Raw genomic sequence first — 15,146 nt, 5'->3', positions numbered from 1 at the left:
GCAAGACTAGTCGCGGATGGCGGGCATCGTGCCGGTGATGGCCTCGGTCTCCTGGGGGACCGGGTCGGGCAGGATCTCGCGGACGCGGTCCTGGATCAGCAGGGAGATCTCCTGCTGCGTGCGCTGCCCGTCCACGACGAGGTAGCGGTCGGGCTCGGCGGCGGCCAGCGCGCGGAACTCCCGGCGCACCCGCTCGTGGAACTCCAGCGGCTCGGCCTCGATGCGGTCGGCCGGCGAGGCCATGCGCGTCAGCCCCACCGACGGCGGCACGTCGATCAGCACGGTCAGGTCGGGGACCAGCCCGCTGGTGGCCCAGGAGTTCACCTTGGCGACGTCCTGCTGGTCGAGCTCGCGCCCGGCGCCCTGGTAGGCGAGCGAGGAGTCGACGTACCGGTCGCAGACGACCATCGCGCCGCGGTGCAGGGCGGGCCGGATGACCTTCTCGACGTGCTCGGCGCGGTCGGCCGCGTACAGCAGGGTCTCCGACCGCGCGGACAGCCCTTGGTGCGCCGAGTCGAGCAGGATGGCCCGCAGCCGCATGCCGACCTTGGTGGAGCCCGGCTCGCGGGTCTGCACCACGTCGAAGCCCTGGTCGCGCAGCCAGATGGCGATCAGCCGCGACTGGGTGGTCTTGCCCGACCCCTCGCCGCCCTCGAAGGCGATGAACAGGCCGTGCGACAGCTCGGCGGGTTCGGACACGTACCGCTCGCCGCGGAAGGCGGCCATCAGGTCGGAGGTTATGGACACCTCGCGCCGGTCGTCCATGTGGCGCAGCGCGAGCGCGCCGACGACGATCGCGACGAGCGCCCCGATGAGCATGACGAGGTTCGGGCCGTCGAAGTGGTAGTCCAGGTGGGCGCCGAGCGTGATGACGTGCGTGCCGAACACGCCGGCGAGGGCCGGGGCGACGGCGACCACGAGCAGCAGGGTCACCCGGGCCATGGACTGCAGGAAGGAGAAGGTGCGGCCGCGGATGCCGTCCTCGACCTCCAGGCCGATGAGCGTGTACCCGATGATCCAGGCGATGCCCGCGCAGGCGCCGAGCACGACGACCAGCATGACGACGATGACCAGGTTGTGGATCAGCGCGGTGCCGGCCAGCACGACGCCGGCCGTGACGATCGCCAGCCCGAACAGGCGCCGCCGCGACAGCTCGCGCAGCAGCCGGGGGCCGAAGAAGATGCCGGACGCCATGCCGAGGAAGACGGCGGCGAAGACCGTGCCGTACGCGGCGTCCCCGCCGCCGAGCGCCACGACGTACACCTTGGCGACGCCGATGACCGCCCCGCCGGCGGCGAACGCGCCGAGCATCCCGATGACCAGCCCGCGGACCATGCGGTTGCCGCCGACGAAGCGCCAGCCGTCGACGATCTGCCGCAGCACCGAGGGGGTGGCGACCGCGGCGGTGTGGCCCTTGGGGATGCTGCGGAGCGTGAAGATCAGGAACGCGGAGACCAGGTAGGCCAGGGCGTTGACGATGAGCGCGGGGTGGGCGGGCTCCAGGGCCATGCTCGGGACCGCCTTGCCGAGCACCTCGACGCTGACCGACAGCACGGCGAACAGCGCCGCGGCCACCGGCGCGGTGCCGTAGGTGACCAGCAGGTTGAGCTGGTTGGCCTCCTCCAGGCGGTCCTTGGGCACGAGGTTCGGGACGGTGGCGTCCTTGGCGGGCACCCAGAACAGGTTCACGCACTCGACGAGGAACGTCGCGATGATGATCCACTGGTAGCTGCCGACCAGCGGGATCGACAGCACGAGCGCGAAGCGCGCGAGGTCGGCCAGGAACATGGTCAGGCGCCGGTCGAACCGGTCGGCGAACGCGCCCGCGAGCGGCCCCAGCACGATGGCGGGCAGCATCTTGACGACGAAGACGCCGCCGATGGCGAGGCTCTGCGCCTTGTACCCCGCTCCCTGGGTCAGGTACGCGGCGAACGCGGTGATCGCGATGATGTTGAGCCAGTCACCCAGGCTGCACACCGCCATGGCCGTCCACAGCCGGCGGAAGGGCGCGTTCGCCAGCACGTGGGGAGGTCTGCGACGCGAGGCGGACCGGCCGGAGGTGGTCATGATGTCAGCGTATCCAGGTGCTCGCTGGGCAAGGGGCGGATCGCGCGCAAGACGGATTCGCCCGCGTGGTCCTCACCTGAGGGTATTACCAGTCCCTGCCCCTCGCAGGAAAGATGTGGCGAAAAGTAGGACAGGTTCCTGGTTCCACGAGCGCGGACCCGGCCCCGCCCGGCGCGTGCGGTCGATCGCCGGATGATCTCTCAGGCACCGGACGGCACTCGGGCCACTCAAGTGTCACCTCTGCGACACAGCCAGCCTCCCGCGACATGCATGCCGCTCCCAGAGTGGGAGAAATCGCCCGACCCGGAGGTACGTACGGCACATCTCGGGCAGCCTCCCCACGGTGAACAGACACTCGCCTCGAGATGACGTTCTCCCGAACGTATGCGCCCGCCGGGCGGACGTCGGCGGCCTCCAGGCTTTGCCGGCCTGGACGCGTTCCCGCGCCGGCCGCGGGGAACGGGATGCCGAGGAGGCGCCGGCCGGCCTTCCCTGCCGTCGAGAAAAGGGGCGCCCCTGCTGACGGGCGCGCTCTTGCCAAGGCTAAGGTAAGTCTGTCCTAATTTAGGTAAGGCTAAGCAAGCGTCGAGGAGCAGCGGTGTTCGCCAGTTATCTCATCGGTCTTCGAGAGGGCCTTGAGGCGACCCTTGTCGTGTCGATCCTTGTCGCCTTCCTCGTCAAGAGCGACCGGCGGGAACGGCTGCCGCTCGTGTGGGCCGGGGTCGCCGCCGCCGTCGCGCTGTCGGTGGCCTTCGGCGCGTTGCTCACCTTCACCGCCGCCAACCTCGACTCGCGCTCGCACGAGTTCTTCGACGCGATCGCCTCGCTGGCCGCCACCGTCTTCGTCACCTTCATGATCTTCTGGATGCGGACGGCGGCCCGGCGCATGTCCGGCGACCTGCGCGCCAAGCTGACCGAGGCGCTCAACCTCGGCGCGACCGCCGTCGTCGTGATGGCCTTCCTCGCGGTGGCGCGCGAGGGCCTCGAGACCGCGCTGCTCTTCTTCGCCGCCGCACAGGGCGCCACCACCAGCGCGTCCCCGCTGATCGGCATCTGCCTGGGCCTGCTCACCGCCGTCGTGCTCGGCTGGGCCCTGTACGCGAGCGCGCTGCGCATCAACCTGACCAAGTTCTTCACCTGGACCGGCCTGCTGCTGATCATCGTGGCGGCCGGCATCTTCAAGTACGGCGTCCACGACCTCATCGAGTCCGGCGTGGTGCAGGTTCTGACCGCTCCCGCGTTCGACCTGTCCGGCGCCCTTCCCCCGGACGCCTGGTACACCACGCTGCTGAGCGGCATGTTCAACTTCACCCCGCAGCCCACCATCCTCGAGACGATCGCCTGGGTCGCCTACCTCGTGCCGGTGCTGGTGCTGTTCCTCGTGCCGCCCCGCAAGAAGGACGCCTCCCGCGCGCCGTCCGCGACGCCCGCGTCCACCTCCTCGTGACGCTCCCCATGACCAGACGCCATCTCATGAACAGACGTCCCCGCCGCGCCGCGTCCCGGCCGCACCACCTCGACCATCTCTGGAGAATCATGCGCACCCCCCTCGTCCTCACCGCCGGCGCGCTGGCCTTGGCGGGGCTCACCGCGTGTTCCTCGACGGGCGGCGGCGCGGACACCTCCGCCCAGGCAGGGGGAAAACCGGGCAAGATCAGCGTCGCCGCCTCCGACACCGACTGCAAGGTCTCGGCGACCGACCTGCCCGCCGGCACCTCGACCTTCGCGGTGACCAACGGCGGCACCAAGGTCACCGAGTTCTACGTCTACGCGGCGGGCGACCGCGTCATGGGCGAGGTGGAGAACGTCGTCCCCGGCCTCACCCGTGAGGTCCTCATCGAACTGCCCGCCGGCACCTACGAGACCGCCTGCAAGCCGGGCATGATCGGCAAGGGCATCCGCAACCCGCTCAAGGTGAGCGGCGCCGCCGCGCCTCTCAGCGGCGACGCCAAGCTCGCCCAGGCCACCACCGACTACCAGCGGTACGTCAAGAGCCAGGCCGGCACGCTGCTCACCAAGACCCAGGAGTTCGTGGACGCCGTGAAGGCGGGCGACATGGACAAGGCCAAGAAGCTGTTCCCGGTCGCGCGGACGTACTGGGAGCGCATCGAACCGGTCGCCGAGAGCTTCGGCGACCTCGACCCCGCCATCGACGCCCGCGAGGGCGATCTGGCCAAGGGCGAGGAGTGGACCGGGTTCCACAAGATCGAGAAGGATCTGTGGATCACCAAGGACATCAGCAAGGACGGCCCCGTCGCCGACAAGCTGATGGCGGACGTGAAGAAGATCGTCGAGCTGGCCTCGTCAGAAAAGGTGCCGCCGCTCAAGCTCGCCAACGGCGCCAAGGAGCTCCTCGACGAGGTCGCCACCGGGAAGATCACCGGCGAGGAGGACCGCTACTCCCACACCGACCTGTGGGACTTCGCCGCCAACCTCGAAGGCTCGCAGGCCGCGGTCGCCGCTCTGCGCCCCGTCCTGGACGAGCGCGACCCCGCCCTGGCCAAGACCTTGGACGAGAAGTTCGCCGCCGCCGAGGCGACGCTGGAGAAGCACCACGACGGCGACGGCTGGAAGCTGCACACCGACCTGTCCAAGGAAGACCTCAAGGAGCTCTCCGACGCGATCAACGCGCTGGCCGAGCCGATCAGCAGGGTCGCCGCGGTGGTGGCCAAGTGACGCGCGTTCGCCGCCGCCGCGCGCGGGCAGGGGAGGTCCGATGACGCAGATGAACCGGCGCAGGCTGCTCGGCATCGGCGCGGCGGGCGTCGCGGCCGCCGGCGCGGGCGCGTTCGCCACCCGCAGCGTCATGGAAGGGCCCGCCCCCGCGGCCGCCGCCTCCACCTCCGACCCGGTGTCCTTCTACGGCGAGCACCAGGCCGGCATTGTCACGCCCGCGCAGGACCGCCTGCACTTCGTGAGTTTCGACGTCATCACCAAGAATCGCGCCGAGCTCGTCGACCTCCTGCAGGAGTGGACGGCCGCGGCCGCGCGGATGGCCCAGGGCAAGGACGCCGGGACGTTCGGCGCGGTCGGCGGCGCCGTGGAGGCTCCGCCCGACGACACCGGCGAGGCACTGGGTCTGCCCGCGTCCGGGCTGACGATCACCATCGGCTTCGGGCCCTCGCTGTTCGACGACCGGTTCGGCCTGACCGCCAAGAAGCCCGCCGCGCTGGCCGACCTGCCGAAGTTCCCCGGCGAGGACCTGCGGCCGGAGATCTCCGGCGGCGACATCTGCATCCAGGCGTGCGCCCACGACCCGCAGGTCGCCGTGCACGCGGTGCGCAACCTCGCCCGCATCGGCTTCGGGAAGGTGTCGGTCCGCTGGTCCCAGCTCGGCTTCGGCCGCACGTCCTCCACCTCGCGCGCCCAGGCCACCCCGCGCAACCTCATGGGCTTCAAGGACGGGACCGCCAACCTCAAGCTGGAGGACGCCGCCCTGCTGCGCGACCAGCTCTGGGTGGCCCCCGGGGACGGCCCCGCGTGGATGGCCGGCGGCAGCTACATGGTGACCCGCAAGATCCGCATGAACATCGAGACCTGGGACCGGACCTCGCTGTCCGAGCAGCAGGACATCTTCGGCCGCGACAAGGGCGAGGGCGCGCCGCTGGGCAAGAAGAAGGAGTTCGACCAGCTCGACTTCGCGGCCAAGAAGCCCGACGGCACGCCGATGATCCCGATGGACTCCCACGTCCGGCTCGCGCACCCGTCCACGCACGGGAACGCCCACCTGCTGCGCCGGGGCTACAACTACGTGGACGGCTCCGACGGGCTCGGACGGCTCGACGCGGGGCTGTTCTTCATCGCCTACCAGCGCGACCCGCACAAGCAGTTCGTGCCGATCCAGATGGAACTGGCGCGCAAGGACAAGCTGAACGAGTACATCAAGCACGTCTCCAGCGCCCTGTTCGCCTGCCCTCCCGGCCTGCGCGACGCGGGCGACTACTGGGGCCGCACCCTGTTCGCCTGAACACCGCAGCGCCCGCCATGGGCCCGCGAAGGCGCCCAGCCTGGGCGACGCGGGCGACTACTGGGCCCGCGAAGGGGACCGGCCTGCGCGACGCGGGCGACTACCGGGACCGCGAAGGAGACCGGGGCGCCGCCGTATCGGCGACGCCCCGCTCACACATCCCGGTATCTCAGGACTTGGCGCCGGCCTTCGCCCCCGCCTTGGCCCGCGGGCGCTTAGGCGCCGGGCCCCGCGCGCGGCGCTCGGCCAGCAACTCGGCGGCACGCTCGATCGTGATCTGCTCCACCGAGTCGTCCTTGCGCAGCGACGCGTTGGTCTCGCCGTCGGTCACGTACGGGCCGAAACGGCCTTCCTTGACCACGACCGGCTGCTTGGAGACCGGGTCCACGCCGAGCTCACGCAGCGGCGGAGCGGCGGCCGCACGGCCCCTGCCCCGCGTCTTGGGCTGGGCGAACAGCTCTTTGGCCTGGTCGATCGTGACCGTGAACAGCTCGTCCTCCGAGGCCAGCGACCGGGAGTCCGTCCCCTTCTTGATGTAGGGGCCGAACCTGCCGTTCTGCGCCGTGACCTCCTCGCCGTCGATCTCGCCCAGCGCGCGCGGCAGCGACAGCAGCTTCAGCGCGTCGTCCAGGGTGATCGTGTCCAGCGACATGGACTTGAGCAGCGACCCCGTGCGCGGCTTGGCGACGTCCTTCTTCGCCTTCCGCTTGGTGCCCTCGGCGGGCGGCGGCTCCTCCTCGGGCAGGATCTCGGTCACGTACGGGCCGAAACGCCCGGACTTCGCGACGATCACCCGCCCGGTGGCCGGGTCGGTGCCGAGCTGACGCTCGCCGCTCGGCTGGGTGAACAGCTCCTCGGCCCTGTCGGCGGTGAGCTCGTCGGGCGCGAGATCCTCGGGGACGTTGACGCGGGCGCCGTCCCGGTCCAGGTACGGCCCGTACCGGCCGACCCGGATGACGATGTCAGTGCCCCTGATCGAGAACGAGCTGATCTCGCGCGCGTCGATCTCGCCGAGGTCGCTGACCAGCTCCTTCAGCCCGTCGTCACCCTGGTCGCCGTAGTAGAACCGGCGCAGCTCGGGCACCCGCTCGGCGCGGGCGTTGGCGATGTCGTCGAGGACCTTCTCCATCTCGGCGGTGAAGTCGTAGTCGACCAGGTTGCCGAAGTGCCGCTCGAGAAGGTTGACCACGGCGAAGGCCAGGAACGACGGCACCAGCGCCGTCCCCTTCTTGAACACATACCCCCGGTCGAGGATCGTCCCGATGATCGACGCGTACGTCGACGGGCGTCCGATCTCGCGGTCCTCAAGCTCCTTGACCAGCGAGGCCTCGGTGAAGCGGGCCGGCGGGCGGGTCGAGTGGCCCTCGGCCTCCAGCTCCAGCGCCGTCAGCGCGTCGCCCTGGGCGAGGTTGGGCAGGCGGCTGACCGAGTCGTCCCGGTCGGTCGAGGGGTCGTCGGCCCCCTCCACGTACGCCTTGAGGAAGCCGTAGAAGGTGATCGTCCGGCCGGAGGCGCTGAACTCGGCCTTCTCGCCGGTGCTGGAGGTGCCGGCGATGCGGACGCTCACCGACTCGCCGACGGCGTCCTTCATCTGGGAGGCCACCGTGCGCTGCCAGATCAGCTCGTACAGGCGGAACATGTCGCCGCTGAGGCCGGTCTCCCCCGGCGTGCGGAACTCGTCCCCGGAGGGCCTGATCGCCTCGTGGGCCTCCTGGGCGTTCTTCACCTTGCTCGCGTACACCCTGGGCTTGTCCGGGACGTACTGCGAGCCGTACAGCCGCACCGCCTGGCTCCTGGCGGCGGCCAGCGCGGTCTCCGACAGCGTGGTGCTGTCGGTACGCATATAGGTGATGTAGCCGTTCTCGTAGAGCTTCTGGGCCACCTGCATCGTGTACTTGGCCGAGAAGCCGAGCTTGCGGCTGGCCTCCTGCTGCAACGTGGTCGTGCGGAACGGCGCGTACGGCCGGCGCGTGTACGGCTTGCTCTCGACCGACGTGACCGCGTAGGGAGAGTTCTCCAAGCGCTGCGACAGGGCGCGGGCGGCCTGCTCGTCGAGGTGCAGGACGTCGGCGCTCTTGAGCGTGCCGGTGCTGGCGAAGTCGCGGCCCTGGGCGACCTTGCGGCCGTCCAGCGAGGTCAAGGTCGCGCCGAAGCTGCGCGGGTCCTCGTCGCGGCCGATGTCGAACAGCGCGCGCAGGTCCCAGTAGTCGGCCGAGGTGAAGGCGATGCGCTCGCGCTCGCGCTCCACGACCAGCCTGGTGGCGACCGACTGCACCCGGCCGGCCGACAGGCGCGGCTTGACCTTCTTCCACAGGACCGGGCTGACCTCGTAGCCGTAGAGGCGATCCAGGATGCGCCGGGTCTCCTGGGCGTCCACCAGGCGCAGGTTGAGGGTGCGCGGATTCGACACCGCGTCCTGGATGGCCTGCGGCGTGATCTCGTGGAACACCATGCGGTGCACGGGCACCTTGGGCTTGAGCACCTCCTGGAGGTGCCAGGCGATGGCCTCGCCCTCGCGGTCCTCGTCGGTGGCGAGGTAGAGCTCGTCGGCGTCCTTGAGCAGTTGCTTGAGCTTGGAGACCTGCGACTTCTTGTCCGGGTTGACGACGTAGAGCGGCTCGAACTCGTTGTCCACGTTGACCCCGAGCCTGGCCCATGCCTCGCCCTTGAACTTTTCGGGGATGTCGTCGGCCTTTTCGGGCAAATCTCGAATGTGGCCGATGCTGGACTCCACGATGTAGCCGCGCCCGAGGTACCCGGCGATCGTCTTCGCCTTCGCAGGCGACTCCACGATCACCAGGCGGGTTCCGCCGGCGTTGCCGTTCTTGGCTGGCACGCTGCTTCCTACCTCGCTGTTCGCTGTCATTCCCCTGCCGATCCCGCACGGCCCGCCGTGGGAGGCGGGCCGATGTGATCCGTCACAGGCATGAAGGTAACCCGCCGCCGGAAACTTCTCCCCGTCGGACTACCCGGTCACTTACCGGTGTTCCACCTACCTGGACCCGATACCCACGAGGACGCAGAATAGAGCCCAGAGAGTGCCAGCGTCCCCTTGCACACCCTTCGGAGACTAACCGCTGTGCTCGAGTACTCCTATTTGGACCTGTATCTGCCACGCGGGACCAGCCGCGAAGCCGCCCGGCGCGTGCTGACCGAACACGCCGAATACGGACACTGGGAGCTGGACCGCCTGCGGTTGTATCCCGATGGCCGCCGCCATGTACGGCTGCGCCGCAAGATCCTGCGCGTGGCCAGCACCCTGTAGCCGCCGCCCAGGCAACTGTAACCCCCCGGCCACCGCCCCACTTCCCGTCACACCGCCCCGGGAAGAACCACCACCCCCCGAACACAGCGCCACCGACCCACCCCCTGGACCCCGATCGCCCTCCGAACACGGCCCCCCCACCCCCTGGTACCGGCCGACGCCCGGGCATGGCTTTGCCCGTCCCGGGCCGCGCCCCCGGAACGGGCAAAGCTTCTGTGCCTCACCGCGCGAGCCCGGCACGATGACCGGGCACCGTGGCCGCTCTCGCGGGCGGCGAGGCGTCTGTGGCTCCGCCGGACGCCTGGTCCGTTACGGAGTGTCTGGGAAGCGAGCCGGGACGGCGTCTCCGGCACGAGCCCTCCTCGACGAGGCCCGTCTCACGACGGGCCGTCATCTCACAAGGGCCCCGTCCGGTGACGCGACTCCAGCGAGGCGACCATTTCGGACACACGCTCACGAGAATCACTCCCGGCCTATAAGACCTTCCAAGGCCGGGCAGAGTGATCAGTCTCACAGCCCGCCGCGCGGACGGCCGCCTCTCACGCGGACCTGGGGCGATCAGCGGACGCTGAAACGTTGCCGCTCACCCCGGACACCGCCCCACAGTGATCACCGGACGGTGGGACCGCCCCCCGATCAACCCGGCGACCGGGTCTGGGGGTGACCAACGGACGGTGGCACCGCCATCGATCACCCCACGGCCGCGTCCGGCGTCCTCTCCCGAGGTGATCACCGGACGGCGGGACCGCCGCCGGTCACCTCCGGCGCAGGCGCAGGCGGCGGGTGCCCGCGAAGAGCGTGGCGGAGGCCGCGAACAGGGCGCCGGCCAGCAGGGCGACCAGCGAGCCGGAGTTCATGCCCGTCAGGCCCACCGGCTGCTCGGCGCTCATCAGGCCCGGGTTGATGGGCAGCTCCCGCGCCGCCTTGCCGTCGACGACACCGCCGACCGGCGTGGACGACACGGCCTCGCCCACGGGGCTGTTCGCCACCACGCCCGTGACCTGCTCCAACGGCCCACTGCCGCCCTCACGGGCACCACCAGGCAGGGTCGGCAGCAGCGGCAGGGGGTCGGCCTTCGGCGGCACGCCGGCGGGCCCGGACTGCCGCATCATCGTCCCGCTCTGCCCGGGCAGGGACGGCACCAGCGGCAGCTCGGGCAGCAGCCCGAGCCCCGCCGCCTTGGCGCCGGCGACCTGGCCGGAGCTGTGCGCCATGTACGCCGGCCCGCACGGCACGGGCACCCGCTGGCACGGCCCGCCGCCGCCGACGCGGGCGCCGCCCAGGCACCCGGCGGCGGCGTCGCCAAGGACGGCGACGGCGTTGCCGCAGACGTTGATCGGCGCGGTGATCGGAGCCACGATCTGGTTGCCGCCCAGGACGCTGTGCCGCCCGTCGGTGAGGTTGCCGCCCGCGCCGCGACCGGCGCCGCCCTTCACCGAGGCGCCGCCGCGGCAGCCCGCGAAGGCCTCGCCGATCACGGCGACGGCGTTGCCGCAGACGTTCACCGGCGCGGTGATGGGGGCGACGATCTGATTGCCGCCCAGGACCGAGCCGTACCCGGAGGTGCGGTTGCCGCCCGCGCCGCCCTGGCCGGCGGGACGGGCCGTGGCGCCGCCGGGGCACCCCGCGTTGCCGTTGCCGACGGCGTTGCCGCAGACGTTGATCGGCGCGGTGATCGGAGCCACGATCTGGTTGCCGCCCAGGACGCTGTGCCGCCCGTCGGTGAGGTTGTGGCCGGCGCCCGAGCCGGGACGCGGGCCGTGCCCGTTGTAGCCGTTGCCGCCGTGGCCGCCCTTGACGTGGGCGCCGCCCTGGCAGCCGGAGAACGCCCCGCCGATCAGGGCGACCGAGTTGCCGCAGATGTTGACCGGCGCGGTGATGGGGGCGACGATCTGGTTGCCGCCCAGAACCGAGCCGTGCCCGGAGGTGCGGTTGCCGCCCGCGCCGCGACCGGCGCCGCCCCTGACGACCGACGCGCCGCCCTTGCATCCCGCCGTCGCCTCGCCGAAGATCGCCACGGCGTTGCCGCAGGCGTTGATGGGGGCCGTGATCGGCGCGTTGACCTGGTTGCCGCCCAGCACGCTGTGCCGGCCGTCGGTCCTGTTGCCGCCCGCGCCGCCACCGGCGTTCTTCACCGTCGCACCGCCCCGGCAGCCCGCGTCCGAGCGCCCCACGAGAGAGACGGCGTTGCCGCAGGCGTTGATCGGGGCCGTGATCGGCGCGTTGACCTGGTTGCCGCCCAGCACGCTGCCGCGGCCCGAGGTGGTGCCCTGGATGCCGGCGGACCCGGAGCCTCCCTGGACGGACGAACCGCCGCGGGACGAGGCCGAGGACTCGCCGATCACGCCGACGGCGTTGCCGCTGATGTCGATGGGGAGGGTGATGGGAAGGTTCACCTGGTTGCCGCCGCCCACCGAGCCGGTGCCGGAGGTGTCGGCCACGGCGGTGCCGCTGCCCAGAGCCATGACGCCGACCGCGAGAAGAGCCGCGGGGGCAGAACCCTTCGCCCACGTACGCATAACAGATCGCTCCTTGGTTCTTTGGGGGGAAGTACCTGACAGAGGTTTCTTGGGGGAAGTACCTGACAGACCGCGACGCACTCGGGACCATGCCGCCCGAGGCCCCGAAAGGCGCGGACCACGCCACTCGACCGGCCCGATCGTCCGCCCGCCGCCGTCCACCCGGACGAGCGATGGCCGGACGGCTACGAACGGAGCCGACCCGCCACCACCGTCCACACGGAACTCGCGGGAACCGGACCGGCTTCTGAGGAAGCCGAGATGGAAGGGGCCGGATCGAGCGCATCGGTGCGCGCCGGCCTCCGCCCCGACCGGCCCGGACCTGCGCCGACCACCTGGACGGTGACGACGAGCGGGCCGATCGTGGCCTCCGCGCCCACCTCACCCACAGCGCCCTCACCAGACCAATAGGGCCGGACCACCGAGGTCACGCAGCAGTCGAAGAAGTTCGCGGAGCCGGGCTCGTGTGGACGAGCTCGTGAGGATCGCACGGTGGGCGGTGAGCCCGAGATCATCGCGATGCTGAGACTGACGTTTTCACCCGCGCGGAGCCGGCATGGTCACTCCCGCGACGGGGACCGACGGCACGCTCCGCGACCGGTCGGACGGCTGACGCCTCCCAGGCCGGCACAGCAGTGGGGTCAATCAGGAGAGAAAGAAGGGTCGTCCGCTACCGCGCGGAGGACAGGGGCGAGCACACTCGCCATCTCGGCGGGCGCGACCGCGAGCCGCGGGTCGAAGACCGACCTCGCGACGTCCCCGAACCCCGACCCGAACGGACCCGAGCCGGGCCTGGGAACGAACCCGTTGGCCCCCGCCGAGTGGTCGGCGGTGGACGGTTGGGGAGACAAGGGCTTCGACTGGCTGGTGAGCCCGTCGACCATCCTGCCTGCCATCGCCCCGGCATCAGCCGGAGCGTCGACGCGCACCGTGGGGAAACCGCCGGCGGAGGCCGGCCCGGTGGCGACATGAGATGTGGCGGAGCCATCACCGCGCTCGGAAGTGACCCCACGGAGATCACCGCTCATGGGCGACCCCGCACGACCCGTCCTGCGGTCGGGATGACCCGCTGGAGCGTCATCAAGAAGATCATCGGCGTCGACCAGACCATCGCCCTCGGCGAGACGGCCGACGCGCGCTCCGGCACCACCGGCCATGGCCGGACCACCGAGCACCGCCAGGCCCCCCGCCATCACCGGACGACCACGCCCAGCGACATCGGAAGTTCCAACCGACCGACCATGTTCCACAGCCCCGGCGACACCGACCGACCGACCGTGTTCCACAGCCCCGGCGGTTACCGCCTGATGGCCGTGACCATATTCGACAGCCTTCGCCGACGGCACCTGTCTCGCGGGGACGCGGGCTTCCGCGGCCACGGGACCGGCGCCGACGGCACCGAAGACGACACCCAGGAGCCAGCCGGCGGCGATCAGACCGCCGATGGCCACCAGGCGAACGAACCGGGAGCCGGCCACGAACCGTGCCATCCGGCCTTCCCGCGTCACGATCACCTGGATCTGATCATCGGTAACGATCACGGGCACGCGACCGGTGACGGTGGGCGACTGAGCCCTCCGCCGATGTTCCGGCATGCGTGCCACGTGACCTCCTTGAACTCCTTGAACGCCCCGCTTTCGCAGGACGGACCCTGGAACCAGCCCCTCAACGGAGAGTCACGCTAGCAGCACTTTGAGTTATGGCAACGCTTTTTCGCGGAACACGTCAGCAGCCGTCCAAGAAACGGTCAAGAACTCGCACCCCGAACTTGAGCGAATCCACCGGAACCCGCTCATCGATGCCATGGAACATGCCAGAGAAGTCCAAGTCGGCGGGCAGCTTCAGCGGCGCGAACCCGAAGCCCCGGATCCCCATCCGGCTGAAGGCCTTGAGGTCCGTGCCTCCCGACAGCGTGTACGGCACGGCTCGCGCCCCGGGATCCTCGGCCTGCAACGCGCCGGCCATCGCCCGCACGAGCGGCCCCTCGAAGGCCGTCTCGACCGCGACGTCGTGATAGACGAACTCCCGAGTCACATTGGGCCCCAGCAGGTCGTCGATGGTGGCGAAGAACTCCTCCTCGTAGCCGGGCAGGAAGCGCCCGTCCACATGCGCCGTCGCGGTCTGGGGGATCACGTTGGCCTTGTAGCCGGCGTCGAGCATTGTTGGGTTGGCCGTGTTGCGCAGCGTCGCGCCGATCATGCGTGCCAGCGACCCGAGCTTGGCCACCGCCGCCTCGGCGTCATCGGCCTCCAGCTCGATCTCGAAGGCCTCCAGGAAGAAGCTGCGCACGGTCGGGGTCAGCCGCACCGGCCATTCGTGACGCCCGATGCGCGCGACGGCCTCGGCCAGCTCGGTCACCGCGTTCTCGTTGTTGAGCATCGACCCGTGCCCGGCCCGGCCCGCGGCCCTGAGCGTCATCCAGGCGATGCCCTTCTCGGCCGCCTCAATTAGGTACAGCCTCCTGGCCTCGCCGACGGAGACGCTGAACCCGCCGACCTCGCCGATCGCCTCGGTGCACCCCTCGAACAGGTCACGGTGCTCGTTGGACAGCCACTGCGCACCATAGGTGCCGCCGGCCTCCTCGTCGGCCGTGAAAGCGAGCACCACATCGCGCGGCGGCCTGCGCCCCTCACTGAGCCGCTGCCGGACGACCGCCAGGATCATGGCGTCCATGTCCTTCATGTCCACCGCGCCGCGTCCCCAGACGCACCCATCGGCGATCTCACCGCTGAGCGGGTGATGGGTCCAGTCGTCCGCGTTGAACGGAACCACGTCGAGGTGCCCGTGGAGCAGCAACGCCTCCCGCCCGGAGTCCTCACCCTCGATGCGGGCGATCACGTTGGCCCGCTTGTCGTCACTCTCGAGGATGCGCGGTTCCAGGCCGACCTCGGCCAGCTTCTCCGCGACGTACTCCGCGGCGGCCCTCTCTCCCGGGCCCGCGTTGTCCCCAGCGTTGGTCGAGTCGATGCGGATCAGGTCGCGGCACAGCTCTACGACCTCCTCCTCGCCGTTGAACGCGGTCATCCCCTGCTCCTTCGGTCAAGTACAGGCTGACACCCCCATCCTGCCGCCAAGGGGCACCTACCAGCATCTCCGGCATAGCGCATCCTCCCCTCCGGCTTACCGGTATGAAGGAGTGCCCGGAGTTTGCTAACCTAGTTCAGCCGACGCGGGAAGACGTTCCAACGTGCAGGCACCACTGTCCGGGTGGCGGAATAGGCAGACGCGCTAGCTTGAGGTGCTAGTGCCCTTTACGGGGCATGGGGGTTCAAGTCCCCCCTCGGACACCAACCTTTTGCACATGTGGAGGTCAGGAGAAATCCGGGCC

The 15,146-nt window shown here is 70.5% G+C and carries 10 protein-coding genes and 1 tRNA gene; 6 read left to right on the top strand and 5 right to left on the bottom strand.

The genetic code is table 11. The features are described 5' to 3' along the window. Window positions 1-6 precede the first annotated feature (6 nt). Window positions 7-2,067 (bottom strand): dTMP kinase, encoded by a 2,061-nt coding sequence (gene tmk / locus ACWEN6_RS30070; RefSeq protein ID WP_452574872.1) that lies wholly within the window; start codon window positions 2,065-2,067, stop codon window positions 7-9. Window positions 2,068-2,665: 598 nt separating this feature from the next. Between tmk and efeU the strand changes: the two genes are divergently transcribed. The 3 genes from efeU (at window position 2,666) to efeB (ending at window position 6,034) form a co-directional block, all read left to right on the top strand. Continuing rightward, on the top strand, window positions 2,666-3,514 hold the full coding sequence (gene efeU / locus ACWEN6_RS30065; protein ID WP_354842780.1) for an iron uptake transporter permease EfeU: 849 nt from the start codon (window positions 2,666-2,668) through the stop codon (window positions 3,512-3,514). A gap of 89 nt (window positions 3,515-3,603) precedes the next feature. Further along, complete coding sequence (gene efeO, locus ACWEN6_RS30060) at window positions 3,604-4,743, top strand: iron uptake system protein EfeO (RefSeq protein WP_354842783.1); 1,140 nt, start codon at window positions 3,604-3,606, stop codon at window positions 4,741-4,743. A 40-nt stretch (window positions 4,744-4,783) separates the two neighbouring features. Then, on the top strand, window positions 4,784-6,034 hold the full coding sequence (efeB, locus tag ACWEN6_RS30055) for an iron uptake transporter deferrochelatase/peroxidase subunit (RefSeq protein ID WP_452574870.1): 1,251 nt from the start codon (window positions 4,784-4,786) through the stop codon (window positions 6,032-6,034). Window positions 6,035-6,203: 169 nt separating this feature from the next. Here the strand turns inward: efeB and topA are convergent, their stop codons facing one another. Continuing rightward, on the bottom strand, window positions 6,204-8,870 hold the full coding sequence (gene topA / locus ACWEN6_RS30050) for a type I DNA topoisomerase (RefSeq protein WP_452574869.1): 2,667 nt from the start codon (window positions 8,868-8,870) through the stop codon (window positions 6,204-6,206). A 243-nt stretch (window positions 8,871-9,113) separates the two neighbouring features. Between topA and ACWEN6_RS30045 the strand changes: the two genes are divergently transcribed. Continuing rightward, entirely contained in the window at window positions 9,114-9,299 is a 186-nt protein-coding gene (locus ACWEN6_RS30045; protein WP_354842792.1) for a DUF5703 family protein, read from the top strand. Window positions 9,300-10,054: 755 nt separating this feature from the next. Here ACWEN6_RS30045 and ACWEN6_RS30040 read toward each other — a convergent pair. Further along, window positions 10,055-11,818 carry a chaplin family protein gene (locus ACWEN6_RS30040; RefSeq protein ID WP_452574867.1) on the bottom strand — a complete coding sequence of 588 codons (1,764 nt, stop codon included), beginning with the start codon at window positions 11,816-11,818 and terminating at the stop codon, window positions 10,055-10,057. Between the two features lie 641 nt (window positions 11,819-12,459). Beyond that, on the bottom strand, window positions 12,460-12,714 hold the full coding sequence (locus tag ACWEN6_RS30035; RefSeq protein WP_452574865.1) for a hypothetical protein: 255 nt from the start codon (window positions 12,712-12,714) through the stop codon (window positions 12,460-12,462). Between the two features lie 165 nt (window positions 12,715-12,879). Between ACWEN6_RS30035 and ACWEN6_RS30030 the strand changes: the two genes are divergently transcribed. After that, window positions 12,880-13,503: a hypothetical protein gene (locus ACWEN6_RS30030; protein WP_452574863.1), complete on the top strand. Its 624-nt coding sequence runs from the start codon at window positions 12,880-12,882 to the stop codon at window positions 13,501-13,503. 40 nt (window positions 13,504-13,543) lie between these two features. Here ACWEN6_RS30030 and ACWEN6_RS30025 read toward each other — a convergent pair whose 3' ends face one another. Next, complete coding sequence (locus tag ACWEN6_RS30025) at window positions 13,544-14,842, bottom strand: M20/M25/M40 family metallo-hydrolase (protein ID WP_354918224.1); 1,299 nt, start codon at window positions 14,840-14,842, stop codon at window positions 13,544-13,546. Between the two features lie 177 nt (window positions 14,843-15,019). On the opposite strand from ACWEN6_RS30025, the gene ACWEN6_RS30020 reads away from it, so the two are divergent. Further along, window positions 15,020-15,108: transfer RNA gene (locus ACWEN6_RS30020), tRNA-Leu, on the top strand. The last annotated feature ends 38 nt before the right edge of the window (window positions 15,109-15,146 follow it).

The organism is Sphaerisporangium sp. NPDC004334 (assembly GCF_053602655.1).
This window is presented reverse-complemented; position numbering and strand designations above follow the sequence as displayed.